Origin of the sequence: Polaribacter sp. BAL334 (assembly GCF_015767435.1) — a bacterium.
GTDB lineage: Bacteria > Bacteroidota > Bacteroidia > Flavobacteriales > Flavobacteriaceae > Polaribacter.
Map to the genome: position 1 here is coordinate 93,655 of NZ_JADWOV010000319.1, position 23,276 is coordinate 116,930.

15 protein-coding genes are annotated in these 23,276 nt (G+C 33.2%); 7 read left to right on the top strand and 8 right to left on the bottom strand.

Annotation, left to right across the window (positions count from 1 at the left end; all coding sequences use genetic code 11):
- Window positions 1–4 precede the first annotated feature (4 nt).
- A complete protein-coding gene (locus IU405_RS13595) occupies window positions 5–649 on the bottom strand; it encodes a hypothetical protein (protein ID WP_197439156.1) in 645 nt (214 codons plus the stop codon).
- A gap of 64 nt (window positions 650–713) precedes the next feature.
- Here IU405_RS13595 and IU405_RS13600 point away from each other — a divergent pair, with 64 nt between their 5' ends.
- Both IU405_RS13600 and IU405_RS13605 read left to right on the top strand, forming a co-directional pair.
- The gene (locus IU405_RS13600) at window positions 714–1,262 is read left to right on the top strand and encodes a Smr/MutS family protein (protein WP_197439157.1); all 549 of its coding nucleotides are present in this window, start codon (window positions 714–716) and stop codon (window positions 1,260–1,262) included.
- A 23-nt stretch (window positions 1,263–1,285) separates the two neighbouring features.
- Window positions 1,286–2,422 (top strand): cysteine desulfurase family protein, encoded by a 1,137-nt coding sequence (locus IU405_RS13605; RefSeq protein WP_197439158.1) that lies wholly within the window; start codon window positions 1,286–1,288, stop codon window positions 2,420–2,422.
- A gap of 39 nt (window positions 2,423–2,461) precedes the next feature.
- Here IU405_RS13605 and IU405_RS13610 read toward each other — a convergent pair whose 3' ends face one another.
- The 7 genes from IU405_RS13610 to IU405_RS13640 form a co-directional block, all read right to left on the bottom strand.
- Entirely contained in the window at window positions 2,462–2,650 is a 189-nt protein-coding gene (locus IU405_RS13610; protein ID WP_197439350.1) for a hypothetical protein, read from the bottom strand.
- A gap of 29 nt (window positions 2,651–2,679) precedes the next feature.
- Window positions 2,680–4,926 carry a T9SS type A sorting domain-containing protein gene (locus IU405_RS13615; protein WP_197439159.1) on the bottom strand — a complete coding sequence of 749 codons (2,247 nt, stop codon included), beginning with the start codon at window positions 4,924–4,926 and terminating at the stop codon, window positions 2,680–2,682.
- A gap of 19 nt (window positions 4,927–4,945) precedes the next feature.
- Entirely contained in the window at window positions 4,946–7,837 is a 2,892-nt protein-coding gene (locus tag IU405_RS13620; protein WP_197439160.1) for an alpha-amylase family glycosyl hydrolase, read from the bottom strand.
- Window positions 7,838–7,900: 63 nt separating this feature from the next.
- Window positions 7,901–9,733 (bottom strand): SusE domain-containing protein, encoded by a 1,833-nt coding sequence (locus IU405_RS13625; protein WP_197439161.1) that lies wholly within the window; start codon window positions 9,731–9,733, stop codon window positions 7,901–7,903.
- A 26-nt stretch (window positions 9,734–9,759) separates the two neighbouring features.
- A complete protein-coding gene (locus tag IU405_RS13630; RefSeq protein ID WP_197439162.1) occupies window positions 9,760–10,860 on the bottom strand; it encodes a SusE domain-containing protein in 1,101 nt (366 codons plus the stop codon).
- Window positions 10,861–10,879: 19 nt separating this feature from the next.
- Window positions 10,880–12,478, bottom strand: a complete 1,599-nt coding sequence (locus IU405_RS13635) for a RagB/SusD family nutrient uptake outer membrane protein (RefSeq protein WP_231749745.1) — start codon at window positions 12,476–12,478, stop codon at window positions 10,880–10,882.
- Window positions 12,479–12,507: 29 nt separating this feature from the next.
- Window positions 12,508–15,411 (bottom strand): SusC/RagA family TonB-linked outer membrane protein, encoded by a 2,904-nt coding sequence (locus tag IU405_RS13640; RefSeq protein WP_197439164.1) that lies wholly within the window; start codon window positions 15,409–15,411, stop codon window positions 12,508–12,510.
- A 199-nt stretch (window positions 15,412–15,610) separates the two neighbouring features.
- On the opposite strand from IU405_RS13640, the gene IU405_RS13645 reads away from it, so the two are divergent.
- The 5 genes from IU405_RS13645 (at window position 15,611) to IU405_RS13665 (ending at window position 23,275) form a co-directional block, all read left to right on the top strand.
- On the top strand, window positions 15,611–16,633 hold the full coding sequence (locus IU405_RS13645) for a LacI family DNA-binding transcriptional regulator (RefSeq protein WP_197439165.1): 1,023 nt from the start codon (window positions 15,611–15,613) through the stop codon (window positions 16,631–16,633).
- Between the two features lie 183 nt (window positions 16,634–16,816).
- Entirely contained in the window at window positions 16,817–18,181 is a 1,365-nt protein-coding gene (locus IU405_RS13650) for an MFS transporter (RefSeq protein WP_197439166.1), read from the top strand.
- Entirely contained in the window at window positions 18,182–18,847 is a 666-nt protein-coding gene (pgmB, locus tag IU405_RS13655) for a beta-phosphoglucomutase (protein WP_197439167.1), read from the top strand.
- A gap of 131 nt (window positions 18,848–18,978) precedes the next feature.
- Window positions 18,979–21,285: a glycoside hydrolase family 65 protein gene (locus tag IU405_RS13660; RefSeq protein ID WP_197439168.1), complete on the top strand. Its 2,307-nt coding sequence runs from the start codon at window positions 18,979–18,981 to the stop codon at window positions 21,283–21,285.
- 61 nt (window positions 21,286–21,346) lie between these two features.
- Window positions 21,347–23,275, top strand: coding sequence for a glycoside hydrolase family 13 protein (locus IU405_RS13665; protein ID WP_197439169.1), 1,929 nt, complete (start codon window positions 21,347–21,349; stop codon window positions 23,273–23,275).
- Window position 23,276: the final 1 nt, after the last annotated feature.

A 23,276-nucleotide genomic window follows, 5' to 3' on the forward strand; every position in this document is an offset into this window, starting at 1 on the left:
GCAGTTATCCTTCAAGAAAAGGCAACTGATTTTTTACTTCATTAAAAATAATTCCAATTTCTCCTGCAATTTGTTTGCTGATTTCTAAATAAATTTCCTCTTGTCGTAAAGTACCATCAGCTCTTTTTGGATCTTCAAAAGGCAAGTGAAAACGGAAACTTGCTTCGGGAATGTAAGGACAGTTTTTGTCAGCTTCTGAGCAAGTTGTAATGGCAATAAATGGATTGGGATTTGAAGCATCATCAATCAATTTTGAATATCCAACCAATATTTTTTTACTGCCATCAAAGGAAATTTCATACTTCGGATTTTGATGCGAAAAATCGGATAATTGAAAATAAAAACCTGCTTTTTGCAACGTTTTTATAGTACTTCTATTGAAACAAGTTACTTCATTTCCTCCAGAGGTTGAAATAATGTTTAATTTATAATGATGGGCTGCAAAAAAACTCCAAACATTTGCTAATTGGCTTCTCCTTGAATTTTGCGTACAGATATAATGTAGAGTTACAATACTTTTTGTAGTGTATTCTTTCGCAATAGATTCAGCAATTTTAAATAAATATTTTTTTCTATCTTCTGTTACTAAAACCTTTTTGGTAGCTTTTTCAAAGAAGTTTTTAGTAGAAATAGCCGAAGTCTTCAACATCTTAGTATTTTTGTATCAAAAGTAACTCATTTCAATTTTGATTGAAATTAAGTAAAGGTTAAGAATGCGTTTAGAAATTGGTAACAAAGTAGCTGTTTTGGATGATGTTTTGAAAGGAATCATCATAAAAATCGATGGAAAAAATATTTCTATGCAAACAGAAGATGGCATGATTTTGACTTTTTTAGCCTCAGAATTGGTTAAAATTGAAAAAGACCAATTTGAACTTTCTAAGTTTTCAGACATCAATCATCAATTATTGAAAGAAAAAATCGCTTCTCAACCAACTAAGAAAAGTGCTTTTAAGAAGGAAAAAAATGAAGTCATTTTTGAAGTGGATTTGCACATCAATCAATTGGTCAATTCCACAAAAGGAATGGATAATTATGACATGTTGAATTTACAATTAGATACTGCAAAGCAAAAAATTGAATTTGCCATTTCAAAAAGAATTCCTAAAATGGTGTTTATACATGGAGTAGGAGAAGGGGTTTTGAAATCGGAATTGATGAATTTATTGCAAAAATATCCAGTAAAGTTTTACGATGCTTCTTACAAAAAATATGGTTTAGGAGCCACAGAAGTTGCGTTTTATCAAAATGTAAATTACTAATTCAGAAACCGTATTTTTGCATCATGAAAGCGATTTATTTAGACAATGCTGCAACCACCATTATTGATTCAGAAGTGATTTCTGTGATGCACAATGCAGCGTTAGAAAATTATGGAAATCCGTCTTCAACACATCAATTTGGTCGAAAAGCAAAAGCAGCTATTGAAAATGCTCGAAAAAATATTGCACGACATTTCAATGTTGCTGCAAGCGAAATTATTTTCACTTCAGGAGGCACAGAAGCAGACAATTTAATTTTGCACAATGCTGTTTTGAATTTGGGAGTTCAACGAATTATCACCTCAAAAATAGAACATCATGCAGTGTTGCACACTTGTGAATTTTTAGAAAAATCACAAGGAATTCAGTTGGATTTTGTTCAATTAGATGCTCAAGGAAACGTTGATATAGAACATTTAGAAACCCTTTTGGCCACTTCTGATAAAAAAACACTGATGAGTTTAATGCTCATCAATAATGAAATTGGAAACCTACTTCCACTAGAAGAAGTTTGTCATCTTGCCAAAAAATACCATGCCCTTTTTCATTCAGATACTGTGCAAACTATAGGGCATTATTCGCTTGATTTACAACAATTTCCTATTGATTTTATCGTGGCAAGTGCTCATAAATTTCATGGACCAAATGGTGTTGGTTTTGCATATTTTAAAAAAGGCTTTGGAGTTTTACCACTGTTTTATGGAGGGAATCAAGAAAAAGGCGCTCGTTCAAGTACCGAAAATGTTGCGGGCATTTTAGGAATGGAAAAAGCCTTGTCTTTTGCCATTCAAAATTTAGAAAAGGACAGAAATCAAATTTCAGAAATCAAAAAATATTTTATTACTGAATTGAATCATCATTTTGAAACTATTCATTTCAATGGATTTTCTGCTGATGAAAATAGAAGCACTTACACCATTTTAAATGTCCGATTTCCTACAAAAAATGACCTACTTTTATTCAGTTTAGATATGGCAGGAATTGCGGTTTCTGGAGGTTCTGCTTGTCAAAGTGGAAGTAATAAAGGCTCACATGTTTTGAAAGAAATTTTAAAAGATGAAGAGGCAAAATTTACCTCCATTCGATTTTCATTTTCAAAATACACTACCAAAGAAGAGATTGATTTTACGATTGTAAAATTAAAAGAGCTGCTAAAATAGCAGCTCTTTTGTTTACACACTACACTAAATTTATTGAGACTAAAATCCAGTTCCTGGCGCTGCTGGGCTCTGTGCCTGCGCTTTTTTAGGACTTAAAATTAAGTAAGTTCCTATGGCAGTTAGAGCAGCATATTTTCCGTAATTTCCTATTTTTTTGATAGCTTCTTTACGTGTGATTTCCATGCCTTCTACAGGCGAGCTTGTTGTGTTTTTATCTTGATTTTTCATGATGTTTTTCTAATTTACAAGGTGAATACTTATTCTAAAACGATTTTTTTGTTCAATTTTCCAGTAGCAGTTTCTAACTGTACAATATACATTCCTGTTGCTAATTTTGGCAATGAAACGTCATAAGAACCTGTTGAACTAAAAGAAGTTTGTACCACTTGTTTTCCTAAAACAGTAAATACTTTTACAGTAGCATTTCCTGAAGGCAATCCAACTACTCTTAAGGTATTGTTAGCTGTAGCATAAACGCTTGTATTGCTCAAAGCCAACTCATCCGTACTCAATACTCCTGAAGCTTTTGTGTGTAAATAGAAACGTCCTGTTCCGTTTAAAGCATTGTTTAAAGTTACTTTGTATGATGAATTTGCTTCGTCTAAACGAGTAATGGTATTTGTCAATCTGTCTTCTAAGAATACTTTAGTATCTCCAGGTAAATTCATAGCTTCAGCAGTAAAGGTGATTTCTTTACCAGCATCCGCTTTTACACCTACAGGAACTATCATCGTTTCCATTTCAGCAATTGGTAAAGATTGAATTTGGTATTTTTTACCCTCGTTATTTTCTAATAAATTAGTAAAAACATCAACGCTATTTTCAACTCCGCCAAAAGTTTCACCATCAAAACCATTGTCAAAACCTTTGGTTGCATTGTCTAAATAATACATTTTAGCAAATCTGTCAGCTGAACCATCATTCATTAGTAATTTTACTTCAGTTCTTGCTGATTTTTGGAAAGTTCCACCAGTTAAAGCTTGGTATGATTCAGCAATGTTTAAGTTTGTTCCGTTAGACGATCTTACAAAAAATCCTTGTGCAGGAGCCAAATCAAATTCATTTAAAGTTACATAAGTGTCATAACTACTAGTTCCTTGATTCCAAGCCCAAAGAGTTTGTGAAACTAAATTTGAAGTATTCCCTGCTAAAAAAAGATCACTTTGTAAGTGAGAAGTAAATGGGTTTCCAATTAAATTGAAACCATTACTAGCGCTAGAAACAACTACAGAAACATCTGATGTGTTGATTGCTCCTGTAAAAGAAATATCACCTGATCCAGTTTGTCTTCTAACAGAGTATCCAATTCCAGATGTAAAATTCCCTGCATTACTATCATCGTCTAATAAATAAGCCCAAGTATTAGAGCTTGTTGTGTAAGTAGCTATACCTCTTTGAGCTGTATTAACTGTCCCTGTTGCCAATCCAAAAGTATCTGCATAAGCATCATTATAGGCTTGACCTGAAACTGGAGAAGAAATTAAATACCAGTTTGCATTTCCTAAATTTCTGTTGTAAGTAACAGTACCTGATCCTGAATAAGTTCCATTTACTTTAAAAGATATACCAGAATTTATTGATAAACTTGAATTAACCACTAGAGAAGCTATTTCTTGATTTTGATCTAAAGTAACATTATGATTGATAACAACACTTTTAGAAGCATCTGGAACATCACCATCCATCCAAGTATTTGTATTAGACCAATCACCATCAGCTTTTGAAGCATAAGAAGTAGACACTGTATAGTTGTAATTTGGACCTCCGTTATTGTTAAGGTTTATAGTGTAAAAGTCTGCATTAGAAGGTGAAATAGTTAACCCTGAACCAGAGGTAAATAAATAATAACTCACATTTGCACCAGCTGTATTAGTTCCAGCAGGAATATCAGCTGTATAAGAAGTTCCGGTTCCTGTCATTTCTACAACTGTTGAATTTGCAAAATTATCGGTTGTATATCTTAAATATACACCTTGTCCTGTTGACAGAGCTCCATCTAAAGTAGCTGTAATTGTGTTTGTTTGTCCTGGATATGTTGTTGAAATAGTAGTAGCAGAACTAACAGTTCTTACAACTCCTTGAATTTCAAACACAATTAGACCAAGACTTGCAGGAGGATTACCACCAGCCTTTGTTTTGAAAACGTAATTATAACTGACATTAGCATCTATATAGTAAGCTTTACTTGTAGAATTTAATACTATTTCAGATGAAGGTACTTCATTACCAATTGTTAGTAAATAGTCATCAACTGTACTCAAAGGTCCATATTGACTATTATTACCATCCCAATTCGTTACTAAACGGAAATAGGAATTTCCAGTTCCATTAGATTGTAAGGTTGCAATTCTAGAGCCTCCAGCAGATAAAGTAAAATTATCAATATCAGCTGGAATATTCCAACCATTTGTGCCAAAACCACTTCCTATTAGTCCATTTTGTGAATACCCCATAAAGTAAATACATAAGGTAAAAAGTGACATTAATAAATAATTTTTTTTCATTGTTTTTTTTAATTTAATATTAGTTAATAATTAGTTTTTTGGTTTCTATGTTGTTTGAATTTTCTTGGATTCGAACAAAATAAATTCCGGTGTTTAAATCAGTTATCGAAAACACATTGTTTTTAATTGTAGTGTTCGAAAACTGTTTTACTTGCTTTCCTGTAATGTCAAAAACACTTACTTTTTGTACATCTTTTGATAAAGAAAAAGTACTAGAAGTTGGATTTGGATACAGTTGTAGGGGAGTTTTTTCTAATGAAATATCGTCATTTGATAAGGTTGCAGCTTTATTACCAAAGATTCTGAATTGACCTGGTTGCAATGTAATAGTACTTGCAGAATAAGTTGTGTTGTTTGTTGCATCCATCAAATCAACCCAAGCTCCAGCCAATGGAAAATTGGTGTTTACGGTTTGTTGCACAACATCAAAATTGGCTAAAATAACTACATTTCTAAGTCCTGTTTCAGGAATATTGGTGTCATAAATATCAATTCTTGGAGTTAATGAACCTGAGGTAATTGTGTAATCTCCTTCAAAAACTGGTTCGTTAATTTTTAATAAATTCATTCTAGCCCAATCATCGTAAACTTTTTTTCTTGCAGGAATTGACATCCAATTGTCTGTCCATTGAGGTTGTTGTTTGGTGTCTAATTTACAATCTCCATCAGTTCCTCCTGGTTCGTTTACAGTACCATTATTACAAGCGAAAATAGAAATATCCATTCCCAATGAAGCAAAATGCCAAATCATTTTTGGGCCAGGAATTGTCAAACTTACAGCTCCAATTGCTGACATTCTTAACAAAGCTGTGTTCAAATCTTTTACATTATGAGCTGAAATCGCACTGTTTCCAAAAGTGACTGCTCTGTACATGATTCTCTCTTCATCATGACTTTCAGGATATCCTATAATTCTAGGGCCATTAAATTGAGTGCGTGATTTGTGACCAATACCGTTGATATTTGAATTTGATGCATATCCCATAATTAATTGGCTATAAGGATCTGTCATTTTTCCCCACAACATCACTCCTTTACCTTCGTTATAACGGTAATTAGCCCATTCTTTTTCTTCATTTTGTTCCCCTAAATGTTCAAAAATCACATAGTGATTGGTATCTAAAGACCAAGAATAATCTGCATATTGTTTTAAAATGTCAACTCTATCTTGTTGATAACCATTCGTACAACCATCATCACTACCTGAACAATTTTGAGTGAATCCTTTCGTTAAATCCCAACGAAATCCATCAATTTTAAAATCTTCAATCCAGTGTTTTACAACTCTTTTAGTGTATTCTTGTGTTAAAGCACTTTGATGATTAAAGTCACTACCAACATTATAACTGTGTCTAGCTGTTTGATTGAAATAAGGATTATCGCTACTTGGATCTCCCCAACCATCGTTATCTGGATCATTCATCCACATACGAGCCATAGGATTTCTTCCAAAAGCATGATTCAATGCAACATCTAAAATAACAGCAATTCCGTTTTGATGACATACATCAATAAACTCCTTGAATTTGTCTTCAGTACCATAAAATTTATCTAAAGCCATGTGAAATGAAGTATTGTAACCCCAGCTTTCATTGCCTTCAAATTCCATTACGGGCATTAATTGAATGGCGTTTACATTTAAGTTTTTGAAATAACTAATTCTATCAATTAAATCTTGATAATTTCTATCGGCATCAAAATCTCTTATTAACACTTCATACACTACCAAGTCTTCTTTTTTTGGTTTTTGAAAGTTGGTAACTGTCCAATTATAAGGAGTTTTTCCTGTTTGCAAAACGGTTACTTCTCTTTGTTGTCCTTCTGGGTAAGCAGGTAAATTTGGGTAGGTAGTATCAGAAATCCAAGGATCGTCAAAAGGTGATAATACTAATGTTGAAAAAGGATCAGCTGTTTTTACGATTGATGGAGAATTAGCAACGGGTGATTGATCATACACCCAATATTGATAAGTTTCTATTTTACCAGATGTTAAGTTGCTAATTTCTAACCAAAATTTTCCTGTGCTTGGATCACGTTTCATAACATGGGCTGCAGTAGGAGTGTAGTTATTGAAACTTCCTGCTACTTCAATAAAATCTTTCCCTGGTGCAGTTAATACCAATGTTGCTTTTGTTGCATCAGCATGATAATTGATACCATCAACCAACCCATTTGGCATAGCTTCTTGAGAAACAGTTGGTACTAAAATGATTTGAAAGCTTGCTTGTCCGGTTTCAGTTGAGTTTGGTGGAGTTCCTACAACTCTTACTGTGCCTCCTTGAGTAATATTGGTAATGGTAGCATTACAATTAGGAAATCCACAATTTGCAGTTGCTACAGAAACATCATTCAAGAAAACTTCAATACTTCCTTGAACGGTAGTTGAACCTTGAAAATCGATTTGAGCTGTTAAAGATAAATTATTTCCTGAACTTACTAAAACTTGATTTACAGCAGGATTGGTGATACGAACTTGCACTTTTCCTACAGGAAAAATAAAATCTTTACAAGTATTTGCTTTTAGTTCTTGAGTTCCGGTTTCATTTCTAAAAACCATTCCGATTTGAGCAGCTGTTTGAATTTGAATAGGCGTTAAGTTGAAATATGTTTGTGGAGTAATAGTGATACTGTATGTACCATTGCCATTATTGGTCATTAAACCAACACCATCGTCTTGTCCCCAATTTCCAACAACGTTAAATCCAAAAGCATTTGATTTATTACCAATTCCAGCATGCATATATACTTTTGCAGGATTGCTTAAACCATTACAGTTGCTTTGTGTACTATTAATATCAACAGTAATTGTAACAGGTTTATCAACTTCAATAGCAGTTACATCGAAAGTAACTTGCGCTTTTGTAAATAAAGAAATAAAAAGTAGTGAAATAAAAAGTAGTTTTTTCCTCATAAGATATTTTTTAAATAAAAAGGCTATACAAATCTTTTGTATAGCCTTTTTGGGTGTAAAAACTTAATTTAAAGTGATTGTTTTTGTAACTGTATTTACAGTTAACGTATAGGTTCCAGGAGTACCGATAAATCGTACATTACTGTCACCATCATTTGCGTTTTCGAAATTCGCATCAATAGTATATCCTTCATTTACAAAGTAAGGGAAGTTATAGCTAGGAGAACCCCATTCAAGAGTTCTATCCGTAAAGAATCTAAATGCATCATTTGCAAAAGTAACTGAACCTGAATAGATTCCTGCACCTGTACAAGGCAATGCAACTGGAGATGCCCATCCCCAACCAGCATCAGGAACTCCAGCACCAACTAACCATAGTTGATCAAATTCACATTGAGATTGTTCAGGACCTAAAGTGATGGTTTTGTTTACATCATCAATTGTTAAGAAATACGTTCCAGGTGTACCAGCAAATCTGAAGTTACTATCACCATCATTCGCATTTACTAAATCAGAATCAATGGTATAACCAGCATTTGCATAATATGGGTAATTGAAACTAGGTGAGCCCCATTCTAAAGTTCTGTCAGAGAAAAAACGGAAAGCGTCATTCGTTAATTTGATATTTCCTTCATATTTCCCAGTTCCAGTACAAGCAATTTTTACTGGAGAAGACCATCCCCAACCAGCATCTACTGCACCAGCACCAACAACCCATAACTGATCAAAGTTACAGTTAGGACCAACAACTTCAGGGCCTAAAGAGATGGTTTTTGTTTGAGTATCAATTGTGATAAAGTAGGTACCTGCAGTTCCAACAAAACGGAAATTACTATCTCCATCGTTCGCATTTTCAAAATTACTATCTATAGTATAACCTCTAGCAGTAAAGTAAGGAAAATTGTAGCTTGGTGAACCCCATTCTAAGGCTTTATCAGTAAAGAAACGGAAATTACCACCATTATCTGGAGATAACTTAATGTTTCCTGACCATTTTTTTCCTTGTAATAATAATTCAACTGGAGAAGTCCAACCCCAACCAGCATCCACTGCGCCAGCACCAACTACATAAAGAGCAGGAGGTAAGGCAACGTCATAAGGAGTGATTGAAAGTGTTAATGTTTCCGAAGTTCTGAATAAATCACCAGCAGCAGTTTTAGCTACAGCACGAATTCTGAATTCAAAATTTGCAGCAGTTCCAGCAACTCCGTTGTTATCTAACACAGCTGCATTTAAAGCTCCGTGAGTCAATTCAACTGATTTATTAGCAGTCTCTCCCAAGTCAGCAACTGTAGCAAAATTTGTTCCTGCTTCAGCCATTTGCAATTGATATGAAACAGCAACAGTACTTACAGATGTAATTTCTGGATCATCCCAAGTAACAGTAGCTATTACTGCATCAGGATTTATGTCAGACAACACAAATGAGTCATTTGCATTTGGGCTTGTAAATACAGGTAATTGTACAGCAAATTTAGATACTTGAAATAAAATTGTGTTAGAAATGTTACTACTAGTAGAAACTCTCATATACACAGCAGTATTTGTAAAAGAAGTAACATTTAAGCTGTTTAGTACAGTATTGAAATCATTTACACTCATTGAAAAGTTGGAAGTATTTGTAGTTCCTAATGTTGTAGGATTTGCAAATTCAGGTTCCAATGCCATTTGAATAGTGTAAGTAGCTCCACTATTAACATCATCTTTCCAGCTGATAGTAAAAGCAGGATTATTAGGCAAAGCAAAATTTAAGAAAATAGTGCTAATTCCTGGCGTATTTAATACAAATGCAGGTTCTGGACTTGTAATTGTTAAGCTTTCTTCTACATCACATGACCCTAATAATAAGGAGAATGAAAGTATTATGTAGCTTAATTTTTTTATAAAATTATTCATTTTTTATCGTTTAAATTAAGTTGAAATTATAAGTTTAAAGGAATTAAAATATAACGCCCAGTTAAATCATTAAACCACACATCATAATCATCCTCAACAATTACAGGAATTGCTCCACCACCACTAGTGGCAACACCAGAGAAAGAAGTTGTATTTCCCCATCTTGCTCCAGTTCCAGTTACGAATTCAACAGCTCCAGGAGTTAAACGTACATTGTTTGCATACCATTGATGACCATCAAAACCTAATGGAGTCATAGTTACATTTGCAGTACTTGAACCTTGCAGCGTTAAAGATGCTGGACTTGTAATTCCAGATGCATTGAAAGGAGCGAATGAAAAAGTATTACTTGCAAAATTGATTGTAAACGTGTAGTATCCTTCAGTAACTCCACTTGCACCTGCAGTTGGAAAACGCTCAGGGTCTGAACCAGTTCCTGGGTTTACTTCAATTTTAGAACCATCATTTGTTCCCCATTGAGGTTGCCATAAACCTTTAGTTTCTAATAATTTAAAATGTCCACCACCAGAAAATCTTCCTGTATAGTAAAATAAATTACTATCAGTAGCATCTCTGTATAAAGGAGGGTTATTACTATTATTATTCCATCCTGGAGCAGTTGCATCACCTACTAAAAAGTAGTCGTTAAATGCATAATTAAAGTAAGGATACACATTGATTTCTATTGTGTTTGAAGCAGCAGCTTCAGAATTTCTAGAACCAATTGTAGATACTACTCTAATGTATAAAGCCTTCCATTCAAAAGGATTTAAACCTGCACTTCCTGCATTTGCATTAACTTCACTAACTGATAACGTTACAGTTGTTTGACCGGTAACAGTTGCTGCAGTTACAGGAGCTGTAAATGCATTGTCACTAGAAAACTGAACAGCATAATTGATAGAAGCTCGTTGACCATAGTCTGCTTCTTCCCAGTCCAAAGTAAGAGCTGGATTGTTTGTGTTTACGGCATCTAGTTCTAATTCCGTGAAACCTACATTTGCCAATACTGGCGCAGTTGGAGTCGAAATTGTAAACAATTCAGAGTTGTCGTCACAAGCATTGAAGAGCATCATAAATACTCCAATAAATGTGATTGCTGAAAATCTTTTTATATTTTTCATCATTTGTAATTCATTTTAAAAATTAGTACCCAGGATTTTGAGTTAAATTTGGGTTAGAAGCTAAACTAGCTGCAGGAATTGGATATAAATTCATATGCGCAGGTAAAGCAATTCCGTTAGTTCCATTTCCTTTCCAAGCCCAGTTGTATGAACCTCCAGTAAATCTTCCATAACGAATTAAATCTTGTCTTCTGTGAGCTTCCCAATGCAATTCTCTTGCTCTTTCATCTAAAATAAAGTTCAAATTCAAGTCAGAAATTGTTAAATTATTTTGAGGATTGTTTGCTCTTGTTCTGATAGCATTGATATAAGAAACAGCATCTGCAGGACTTGCTCCAGCACCACCTCTTAAATGCGCTTCAATGTACATTAAATACACATCTGCCAATCTAAATAATGGGAAATCAGTATCTACAAATGTTTGATCAACACCAAATCCGCCAGTAGAAGTTGCATTCGAGTATTTCTCTAAAATAAATCCTTGATCTCTATCAGAAATGTCTAAAATATCAATTGGTCTTGAACCTTTGATGATGGTGTTTCTAGTGTCATTATTAAAAACACTAGCATCAAATAATTGAACAAACTGTTTTCTTAATCGTAGAGCGCCACCCCAACCTCCAGCACCAACTCCAAGAGCAGCACCATTAGATTCTAAACTTCCTACAGAACCATTAATCATTACTGTTGTTGGACCATAGTTTTGTACATAAGTTCCATCAGAAATTAAAGGGAAGATAATTTCATTATTTGCAGAGTTTGTATTGTTGTCTGCCATGAAATTATGTAAATAATTGGTTGCTAATGAATAACCTCCACCAATAATTTTTTTACAGTAATCAATACACTCTGTATATTTAGCTTGACCAGTGTATACTTCAGCATTTAAATAGATTTTTGCTAAAATCATCCAAGCAACACCTTTGTCTGCTCTTCCATGTTCTATAGATTTTGGATCCGCTAAATCACCTTCAATTGCTTTTAATTCAGATTCTACATAATCAAATAATTGTTGACGATTGTAAACTGCAGGTTGCGCATTGATGGCATCATTTTCTGTAGTAAAGTTTGCTTGACCAAATAAGTCCATCATATAATAATAAGACATCGCTCTTAACAAACGAGCTTCAGCTCTGAATCTCGTAATTTCAGTTTTTGTAGCTGCAGAAACATTTCTAGCATCTAATTTTTCGTCTGTAGTTTCACGTAAAAAATTATTTGCAAATGCAATTGTTACATTGGTTCTACCAAACATACCCAAAATGATAGGATCATCAGCATTCCAAATATTACGTTGTATTTCACGAGTTCCAGGGTCGTTTTCATACGACCAAATCATTTCGTCTGCTGATAAAGTTTGTAAGTACAATAATACACGTCCAAACTGGCTGGTTCCTGCGTCTAATCCATCAATATTTGAAGATCCAGGACCGTCAACACCAGTTAAAGATAAGTTTGCATATACTCCTGCTAACAATTGTTTGTAGGCGGTTTCTGTTGCAAAAAAATCTTCTCCCAATAAATCTTGGTCATCTTGTGGAGTGATGTCAAGGTCTTTTGTACACGAAGACATCGCTACTAGCATCACAAGAAATAAGATTGCTAATTTGTTAAAATTCATAATTTTTTTCATCTTTATTTCTTTAGTAATTAAAATTTGATATTTGCACCAACCAAGAAAGTTCTTGGTCTCGGATAATTCGTATTGTCAATTCCATTGAACAATTCAGGATCTAAACCAGAATAGTTGGTAATTGTAAATACATTTTGCATACCTGCCCAAATACGAATGCTGTTAGAAGCAAATTTTTTGATAGGTTTGTTAAATGTATATCCTAAAGTAATGTTGTCCATTCTTAAGAATGAAGCATTTTCTAAATAATAATCAGAAATGATTACATCAGATGTACTTCTAAAATCAGTGTTTAAAACTGAGGTAGGAATGTTTCCTAAAACGGCATTGTCTTGCAATAAATCGTATTGAGCTAAACCAGAATTTATGTTGTTGTATGCATAATTTCCTACGCTAGCACGTAAATTGAATGCCATATCAAAATTTTTGTAATTGAAGTTTGACTGAAAACCGAACGTGAAATCAGCTTGTGGATTTCCTTTTAAATAACGGTCTTGAGTATTGATGATTCCATCACCATTCAAGTCAGCATAAGCTCCTTCAATTGGTTTTCCTGCAGTGTCATACAATTGTTTAAATACATAAAAAGAATTTGGAGCAAAACCTTCTCTAAATAATTGGATAAAGTTTCCTGTTCCACCAGCAATTCCACCTGTTGTGATATCTTGATTTAAAGCTAATTCTTTGATTTCACGATCTAAATAGGTAGCATTGAAGTTTATATTCCAATTCATGTTTTCTTTTTTGATTACATCTGTATTTAAACTAAATTCTAAACCTTGTACTTGTAAATCTCCAATGTTTTGAAGAACTCTATTCGTAAAGTTTGAACCGTCAGCTACAGGAGCATCAGATATTAAATCTGTAGAATTTTTTTGGAAAGCGTTGATAGATCCAGAAATTTTATTGTTGAATAAACCATAGTCAACACCTATTTCAACGGTAGCTACTTTTTCCCAACGTAAGTTACTTCTTTCAGAAGGAATTGTTGATTGAATTGGCACACCACCAAATATGTATTGAGAGTTTTGATTTCCAAAACGATATCTATCTAAATACAAATCACCAGTAATTCCATCTTGTTGACCATTGATACCATAAGAAGCTCGTAATTTTAGTTCAGAGATTACTTTATTGTCTTTTAAGAAATCCTCATCACTCATTCTCCAAGCGAAAGCTGCTCCACCAAAATCACCCCATCTATTTGAAGGGCCAAAACGTGAAGTTCCATCTCTTCTATAATTTAACGTCAATAAATACTTTTCATTGAAAGTAATATTGGCTCTTCCAATGAAACCTATTAAAACTATAGGTGTATTTGCATACGTTGTAAAACCGGTATCATTAGGATTTCTTAAATTTCCTGTGCTATCTCCAGACCCATTAAATGATTGATAATCATATCCAACTAAAAAATCTGTTTTAAATTTTCCGAAAGTATTAGCGTAGTTTAATGTTGCATTAAAATTCTCATTTAAGCTTTCATTTGAATAAGAACCTTCACCACCAATAAATAGATCAGTATAGTTAGCTGGACTATTTAATGGATTGAAAAACGACCCTTCTTGAACTGATTTGTCAAAACCAGCACTTACACTTGCAATAACTTCTGGTAAAAAGTGTAATTTATAATCGATTTTTAAATTACCAAATTGTCTAAATCTGTTAGATAAATTTTCGTTTTGTAATAAAGCAGCAACAGGGTTTCTTGTACCATTGTCAACTAAAACACCATTTGGAGTTCTAGTAATGTGTTGATAAAACCCACCAAATGGAGATGTTGGATCATACACAGGTTGTGTTGGGTCATAGCGCAAAGCAGCATTTACTTGACCTGCATCTGCAAATCTTTCGTTTACAAAAGCTCTGTTATAGTTTAAATTTACTTTTAAATGATCATTAAAAAATGAAGGATTCATTGTTAAAGAAACATTTGCTCTATCAAATTGAGATGTTAAAATATTTCCTTCAATTTCAGAGAAATTAACAGAAAGTCTTGTAGGAATTCTCTTGAAAATTTGACCTCTAGCACTTACATTGTGTTGAGTAGAAACTGATTGTTGAAAGATTTCGTTTTGCCAGTTTGTATTGGCAGTTCCTAACATTCCAACATCATTTGGTCTTCTTGTTGCGATTAAATTTCTAAATGCATCTCCATCAAAAACAGAAACTCTATCTCTAATTTCACCGAAAGCAACTTGATAATCATAATCTAACGAATAATCAGATTTACCTTTTTTAGTAGTAATGATAATCACACCATTAGCACCCCTAGAACCATAGATTGCAGTTGCAGAAGCATCTTTTAAAACCGAGAAAGAGTCAATATCATTTGGGTTGATACTATTCAAATCAACACCAGATAATGGCAAACCATCAATAACAACTAATGGATCATTAGAAGCATTCAATGATGAACCACCACGAATTCTAATTTGAGAACCAGAACCAGGAGCACCACTAGTAGTGATGTTTACCCCAGCAACTCGTCCACTAATTAAATTTTCAGCGGTTACAATGTTTCCTTTGGTCATTTCTTTAGCAGTAATTGCTTCTACAGAACCTGTTGCATCTTTTACGGTTGTTGAACCATAACCAATGACAATAATTTCTTCTAGTTGCTCTAAAGCTTCTTCCAATTCTACTGTAAGATTTCTGTTGGAGCCAACTACAATCTCTTTATCTGCATAACCCAGATATCTAAAAACAAGTACTTCACCTGCTTTTACTTTTTCGATTGTAAATTTCCCATCGAAATCTGTTTCAGTACCTTTTGTTGTTCCTTTCACAACAACACTCACACCTGGTAACGCGTCACCAGATTTTTTTTCTTTTACAACTCCTTGAACAGTTTGTTGGGCAAACATGCTGAAAGAGGAAGCTAAAAGAAATCCAATTAACAATAATTTAAAATTTTTCATGTATAATTTGTTAAGTAATAACTGTAAATTTGATTTTGATTTAACAATAAATTCACATTCCACATTGTAAATATAGCATGTGGAGAGCTAAATTCAATAAATTAAAATTTACGAAATCGGTTTCGTGTTGACAACTTTTTTTTAATAAATTTCGTTAATTTAGCAAAAAATTTATCCGTTATTTGTCTATTTACTAAAAATGAAGCAAAAAATTACCATTAAGACAATTGCAAAGGAACTAGGAGTTTCTACTTCTACGGTTTCAAAGGCATTAAAAGACAGCCATGAAATAGGCAAAGAAACGAAAGACAAGATTCAGGCTTTCGCCAATCACTATAACTATAAACCTAATAGTTTGGCCTTGCAATTACGCAATCAAAAAACCAAAGTAATTGGGGTGATTTTACCTAAAATTGTGCATCATTTCTTTTCTACAGTAATTATGGGAATTGAGGCGTATGCCAATGAAAAAGGCTATCATATTATGGTTTGTTTTTCTAATGAAGATTACCAAAAAGAAGTGGAAACTTTAAGCGTTTTATCCAATGGAAGTGTGGATGGTTTAATTGTATCAATAGCTAATGAAACCCTTGAAAATAAAGACTTTTCACATTTTATTGATTTGGTGGAAGAGGATATTCCATTAGTATTATTTGATAGAGTTGTGGATGATATTTTGTGCGATAAAATAGTAGTAGATGATGTTGGGGCAGGATATAAAGCTACCAAGCATTTGGTTGATATTGGTTGTAAAAGAATAGGTTTGATAACTACTCCAGACCACGTTAGTGTTGGTGCTTTAAGACGTTTAGGATATGAAAAAGCACTCATAGAATCATATGTTAAAACTGACAGTAAATTGATCATTAAGATTGATGAAAAGCAAGATATCAAAAAGCAAATTGAACAATTATTTGAACAAAATATCGATGGAATTTTTGCTGTAAATGAAATTTATGCCGCAAATGCTATGCGAATTGCCAAAGAAAAAGGATTGAATATTCCTAATGACATTTCAATCATTGGCTTTACTGACGGTTTAATTTCAGAGTATTCTTCACCTTCTATTACCACTATTGCACAGCATGGATTCATCATGGGTAGACAAGCAGTTGAACTTTTAATTGATAGAATTGAAAATGAAACGGAAGTATTTACGCCAAAGAAAATTGTGATTTCTAGCGACTTAAAAATACGAGAATCCACGAAAACGTCGTCGTAGAAATTTTAAATTTATTATTTTTTACGAAACCGTCGTCGTAAATTTTTGGAGTAATTTTTACCAACTTTACAAAAAATACATATATTTGTTACCATATTAGGATTTATCAGTAAATTACATTCCACACTTAGTAATTGATAAGTCTAATACACTTATCGAAATATTCATCAATAATATTCGATAATGGAAAAAAGGAAATTAAGTTTCCTTCAAATCTGGAACATGAGTTTTGGATTTCTAGGAATACAAATGGGTTTCGCACTTCAAAACGCAAACGCAAGTAGAATCTTACAAATTTTTGGGGCTGATGTCCATGAACTTTCATGGTTTTGGATTATTGCACCTTTGATGGGATTAATTGTTCAACCAATCATTGGACATTATAGTGATAAAACTTGGGGTCGTTTTGGAAGAAGAAAACCTTATTTTTTAGTTGGAGCCATTTTAGCATCAATAGGATTGGTGTTAATGCCACAAGCAGATATGTTCATTGCCTTTCTTCCTGCACTTTGGGTTGGAGCTGGTTTTCTAATGATTATGGATGCGTCTTTCAATATAGCTATGGAGCCTTTCCGAGCTTTAGTGGGCGATAATTTAAGAACTGATCAACGAACTTTAGGATTTAGTGTGCAAACTGCATTAATAGGTTTTGGGGCAGTTGTAGGTTCTTGGTTACCCTATGCTTTAACGAATTGGTTCGGTATTTCTAACGAAACCTCTGAAGGAATTGTTCCTGCTAACTTAATTTGGTCTTTCATTTTTGGAGCTATTATTTTGATAATTTCGATTTTGGTTACTGTATCAACTACACAGGAATATTCTCCTGAAGAACTAGAAAGTTTTGAAGACGAGCAAGCGCATCTAGAGGCTGTAAAAAAGGATATTTCAACAGAAAAATCTAGCTTATTAGATATTTTTGACGACTTTAAAAAAATGCCTACAACTATGCGTCAGCTAAGTTGGGTACAATTCTTTTCTTGGTTTGGACTTTTTGGGATGTGGGTTTTTTCAGTTCCAGCAATTGCACAACATATTTATGGATTGCCACATACTGATAGCAACAGTGTTGCATACCAAAATGCTGGTGATTGGGTTGGAATTCTTTTCGGAATTTACAATTTAGTTTCAGCTTTTTATGCGTTTGCATTGCCTTACATTGCCCAAAAAATCGGACGTAAAAAAACACATGCTATTTCATTAATTATTGGAGGTTTGGGATTGATTTCTATTTATTTCATGCCAAATGAAAATTGGTTGATCATATCTATGATTGGTGTTGGAATTGCTTGGGCAAGTATTTTAGCGATGCCTTATGCCATTTTAGCAGGTTCAATTTCTCCAAAGAAAATGGGAGTTTACATGGGGATTTTTAATTTCTTTATTGTGATTCCTCAAATTATCAATGCATTAATAGGAGGTCCACTTGTAAAATATGCATACAATAATGAAGCAATTTTTGCATTAATGATTAGTGGAATTAGTTTTTTAATTGCTGCAGCACTCGTTTATAAAGTAAAAGATGTAGATGATGTAGTACAAACTGTTTAAATGAAAAAAGGAATTATTTTTGATTTGGATGGTGTCATTGTTGATACCGCCAAATACCATTATTTAGCGTGGAAAAAATTGGCAAATCAGTTAGGATTTGAATTTACTGAAGAACAAAATGAATTGTTCAAAGGAGTTAGTAGAAAACGCTGTTTAGATATCTTATTAGAAATGGGAAATTTATCAGCAACTCAAGAACAAAAAGATGTTTGGATGATCGAAAAAAACAATGATTATCTTGCATACATTGAGAAAATGGATGATTCAGAAATTCTTCCTGATGTTCCAAAAATTTTGACATTGTTAAAAGAAAATGCCATTCCAATTGCACTAGGTTCTGCAAGTAAAAATGCACTTCCTATTCTTGAAAAAGTAGGCTTAGCTCACTTTTTTGATGTAATTGTAGATGGAAACAGCGTAACCAAAGCAAAGCCAGATCCAGAAGTTTTTCTGATGGCTGCAAAAAAAATGAATCTTTCACCATCCAATTGTATCGTATTTGAAGATGCTGTTGCAGGTATTGAAGCTGCAAATGCTGCCAATATGATTAGCATTGGTATTGGTGATAAAGAGGTGCTTTCACAAGCAACATTTATTTTCAAAGATTTTACTGAAATCAGTACAGATTTTATGAAAAATTTAATTCAAATAGAAAAAAAAGAATAGAAAAAAGAAAATAGAATCAACAAAAAAGACAAAAGAAATAAGAAACAAGAAAAAAGAAGATGTCATATTTATGAATTCATATGAAAGTCTTTCCTCTTTATTCTCGCTGCTTAATTCCAAAATAAAAACAAATGAATCAAGATTATATACAACCAAATGAATGGTCCATAATAGAGGAAGGATTTGATCTAAATAGAGTAAAATCCTCTGAAAGCTTATTCAGTATAGGCAATGGAGCCATGGGTCAACGTGCCAATTTTGAAGAAAAGTTTTCAGGCGAAACTTTTCAAGGAAGTTATATTGCAGGAGTTTATTATCCAGATAAAACTAGAGTTGGTTGGTGGAAAAATGGCTATCCTGAATATTTTGCAAAAGTATTGAATGCTCCAAATTGGATAGGAATAGATGTCACAATTAATGATGAAACCCTAGATTTACATACCTGTAAAGAAGTTTCAAAATTTAAAAGAGAACTCAACATGAAAGAAGGTTGGTTGGCTAGAAGTTTTGAAGCTGTTTTGCAAAATAATTGTAAAATTAAGGTCGATGTTAAGCGATTTTTAAGCTTAGAATTGGATGAAATTGGGGCAATTAGTTACCATATCACTCCTATAAATTCGGATGCCAACATTACTTTTTCGCCATTTTTAGATGCTTCTATCACCAATGAAGATTCTAATTGGGCAGACCAATTTTGGGATGTTTTGTCCATCAATCAGTATAAAAATCAGTCCTTTATTGTTGCAAAAACGATGAAAACAAACTTTCATACGTGTACGTTTATGCAATCGAAAGTTTTTATTGATCAAAATGAAGTTAAGATTGAACCGAATAATCATACAACTGATAAAAAAGCAGTTAGTGTTTTTCAACAAAAAATCATTAAAAACCAAACCTTCACAATTCAAAAATTTGGGGGTTATATCGTTGATAGAAATCATCCAAAAGACCAGCTTATTGAGGCTGCAAAAGAGGTTTTAGACCAAGCTGTGAACTTTGGTTTTGACTCTTTATTAGAAATGCAAAAACAGTCTTGGGCAAAAATTTGGGAAATGGCAGACATTTCAATTGCTGGTGATGTAAAAGCACAGCAAGGAATTCGTTTCAATATTTTTCAACTCAATCAAACGTATTTAGGAACTGATGCATCATTAAATATTGGTCCAAAAGGTTTTACTGGCGAAAAATACGGAGGAAGCACTTATTGGGATACTGAAGCGTATTGCATTCCTTTTTATATGGCGACTAAAGATCAATCTGTGGCGCGAAAATTATTGGAATATAGATACAATCATTTGGAAAAAGCGATTGAAAATGCTCAGAAATTAGGTTTCAAAAATGGTGCTGCATTGTATCCTATGGTTACCATGAATGGAGAAGAATGCCATAATGAATGGGAAATCACCTTTGAAGAAATTCATAGAAATGGTGCTATTGCATTCGCAATTTATAATTACCATCGTTTTACAAACGATTATTCTTACATTCCTGAAAAAGGGTTGGAAGTTTTGATTGGAATTGCACGTTTTTGGCACCAAAGAGCCACTTTTTCATCGGATAAAAATAAATTTGTGATATTAGGAGTTACAGGACCTAATGAATATGAGAACAACGTAAACAATAATTTTTACACAAATTACATTGCAAAATGGTGTATCAATTATGCATTGGAAAATATTGAAATTGTAAAAAATGACCATATTTCTGATTTTAAAAGAATCAAAGAAAAAACAGCTATTTCTGATGTTGAATTAGCAGCTTGGAAAAATGTGGCTGATTTAATGTATTTCCCATATTCCGAAAAACACCAAGTGTATTTGCAGCAAGATGGATTCTTAGACAAAGAATTAATTTCAGTTGCAGCATTAGATAAATCGCAAAGACCTATCAACCAAAAATGGAGTTGGGATCGAATTTTACGTTCTCCATACATCAAACAAGCAGATACATTACAAGGTTTCTACTTTTTTGAAGATGATTTTACTACAGAAGAATTGGCGCGTCATTTTGATTTTTATGAACCATTTACGGTGCATGAAAGTTCACTTTCGCCTTGTGTTCATAGTATTCAAGCTGCAAAATTAGACAGAATGGAGCAGGCGTATACGTTTTATTTACGCACTTCTCGTTTGGATTTGGATGATTACAATCACGAAGTAGAAGAAGGGTTGCATATCACTTCCATGGCTGGAACATGGATGAGTATTGTGGAAGGTTTTGGTGGAATGAGAGTTAAAAATAACACACTTTCGTTTGAACCAAAAATCCCTAAACAATGGAATTCTTATTCTTTTAAAGTAAATTTTAGAAATACAATTGTAAAAATTAATGTCCAACAAAATGGCACACATTTCACCATTGATGGGAATGAAGAATTGACAATTATAGTAAACGAAAAACCCATAAAAGTAACACCTAATAATTTAGTAACTGTTTAAATATCAATAGTATATTTATAGAAATGTTGTATTTATTAGAAATTCTAAAACCCAAATAATTATGAAAAATTTTGTTTTGATTTTTGTCTTTAGTATCTTGATTTCTTGCAACAATTCAAATAAATCATCTATGAATTCAATAGCTGAAAAGGTTTCAAATTCTTCATTAGAGCGTGTTGAACCTTCAAATTGGTGGATTAATTTCAAAGATTCTTCATTGCAATTGATGGTGAAAGAGCCTACTATTGGCGATTCAAAACCAAGCATTTCTTATGCTGGTGTAACTATAAAAAATGTTCATAAAGCAAAAAGCAATAACTATCTATTTATTGATTTAGAAATCGATAAAAAAACAAAAGCGGGTAAATTTGATATCGTTTTTACGTTTGATGATGGAAGCACCAAAAGACATACGTATGAATTAAAAGATAGACAAAAATCTTCAGAAGAATATATAGGTTTTAACAGTTCAGATGCCATTTATTTAATCACTCCTGATCGATTTTCAAATGCAGATGAAACCAATGATGTCAATGAAAATTTAAACGAAAAAACCATCAACAGAAAAGATGATTATGCACGTCATGGAGGTGATATCAAAGGAATTACCAACCATATTGATTACATTGCTGATTTAGGTTTTACGACTGTTTGGCCTTGTCCAGTTTTGACAAATGACATGCACAGAGGTTCATATCATGGATATGCAATTACCGATTTTTATCAAGTAGATCCTCGTTTTGGAACACTTGAAGAATACAAAGAATTGGCGAATGAATTGAACAAAAAAGGCATGAAACTCATCATGGATCAAGTAGCAAATCACTGTGGTTTAGAACATTGGTGGATGAAAGATTTGCCTTTTGAAGATTGGGTAAATAACCAAAAATATTACGAAGAGAATAAAGAAAATTGGAACAATCAAACTGTAAAAGTTTCTAATCACAGACGCACCACAAACCAAGATTTGTATGCTGCTGAAAGTGATAAAAAAGGAAATAGTGAAGGTTGGTTTGTGGATACTATGCCCGATTTAAACCAAAGAAATCCTTTCATGGCGAAATACATCATTCAAAATAGTATTTGGTGGATAGAAACTTTAGGTTTGGGTGGCATCAGACAGGATACGTATCCTTATCCTGACAAGCAATTTATGAGCAATTGGGCTGGAGCCATCATGAACGAATATCCAAAATTTTCAATTGTGGGTGAAGAATGGAGTTACAATCCATTGTTGATTGGTTATTGGCAAAAAGGCGCTAAAAACAAGGATGGTTATGAGTCAAATTTGACATCAACCATGGATTTTGCAATGCAAAACAATATCGTAGAAGCTTTTAATCAACATGAAAGTTACAATTCTGGATTGACAAAAATTTATGAAGGTTTGGCGAATGATTTTCATTATGCTTCACCAAAAGACATCATGATTTTTCCTGATAATCATGATATGAGCCGAATTTTTACGCAATTAAAAGGCGATATTGTCAACACAAAAATGGCAATAAGTTATTTATTGATGTTGCCAAGAATTCCTCAATTGTATTACGGAACCGAAATTTTGATGAATGATTTTGCAAAACCTGGAGATCATGGTTTGATTCGAACTGATTTTCCTGGAGGCTGGAATGGTGATATCGTAAATGCTTTTACTGGTGAAGGTCTTTCAGTGGAACAAAAAGACATGCAACTTTTTTTTAAAAAAGTGTTGAATTTTAGAAAAAATAGTACTGCTATTCACGAAGGAAAAACCTTTCATTTTGCTCCGGAAAACAATACTTATTTTTTATTTAGAATGGATGAAAAAGAGACAGTTGTTCACATCATTAATAAAAATGAAAAACCAATTACAATTGATTTAGAAAGATTTTCTGAAGTTGGATTGAAAGGAAAAACGGTAAAAAATATCTTAACAGATGAAACTTTTATTTGGGATAAAACCCTTGAAATTTCTAACAAAGGAAGTCTCATTCTTACTTTAAAGCATTAGT

Coding starts and splice junctions, on each gene's coding strand:
- IU405_RS13595 (WP_197439156.1), bottom strand. CDS start 649: ATGTTGAAGACTTCGGCTATTTCTACTAAAAACTTCTTTGAAAAAGCT.
- IU405_RS13600 (WP_197439157.1), top strand. CDS start 714: ATGCGTTTAGAAATTGGTAACAAAGTAGCTGTTTTGGATGATGTTTTG.
- IU405_RS13605 (WP_197439158.1), top strand. CDS start 1,286: ATGAAAGCGATTTATTTAGACAATGCTGCAACCACCATTATTGATTCA.
- IU405_RS13610 (WP_197439350.1), bottom strand. CDS start 2,650: ATGAAAAATCAAGATAAAAACACAACAAGCTCGCCTGTAGAAGGCATG.
- IU405_RS13615 (WP_197439159.1), bottom strand. CDS start 4,926: ATGAAAAAAAATTATTTATTAATGTCACTTTTTACCTTATGTATTTAC.
- IU405_RS13620 (WP_197439160.1), bottom strand. CDS start 7,837: ATGAGGAAAAAACTACTTTTTATTTCACTACTTTTTATTTCTTTATTT.
- IU405_RS13625 (WP_197439161.1), bottom strand. CDS start 9,733: ATGAATAATTTTATAAAAAAATTAAGCTACATAATACTTTCATTCTCC.
- IU405_RS13630 (WP_197439162.1), bottom strand. CDS start 10,860: ATGATGAAAAATATAAAAAGATTTTCAGCAATCACATTTATTGGAGTA.
- IU405_RS13635 (WP_231749745.1), bottom strand. CDS start 12,478: ATGAATTTTAACAAATTAGCAATCTTATTTCTTGTGATGCTAGTAGCG.
- IU405_RS13640 (WP_197439164.1), bottom strand. CDS start 15,411: ATGAAAAATTTTAAATTATTGTTAATTGGATTTCTTTTAGCTTCCTCT.
- IU405_RS13645 (WP_197439165.1), top strand. CDS start 15,611: ATGAAGCAAAAAATTACCATTAAGACAATTGCAAAGGAACTAGGAGTT.
- IU405_RS13650 (WP_197439166.1), top strand. CDS start 16,817: ATGGAAAAAAGGAAATTAAGTTTCCTTCAAATCTGGAACATGAGTTTT.
- pgmB (WP_197439167.1), top strand. CDS start 18,182: ATGAAAAAAGGAATTATTTTTGATTTGGATGGTGTCATTGTTGATACC.
- IU405_RS13660 (WP_197439168.1), top strand. CDS start 18,979: ATGAATCAAGATTATATACAACCAAATGAATGGTCCATAATAGAGGAA.
- IU405_RS13665 (WP_197439169.1), top strand. CDS start 21,347: ATGAAAAATTTTGTTTTGATTTTTGTCTTTAGTATCTTGATTTCTTGC.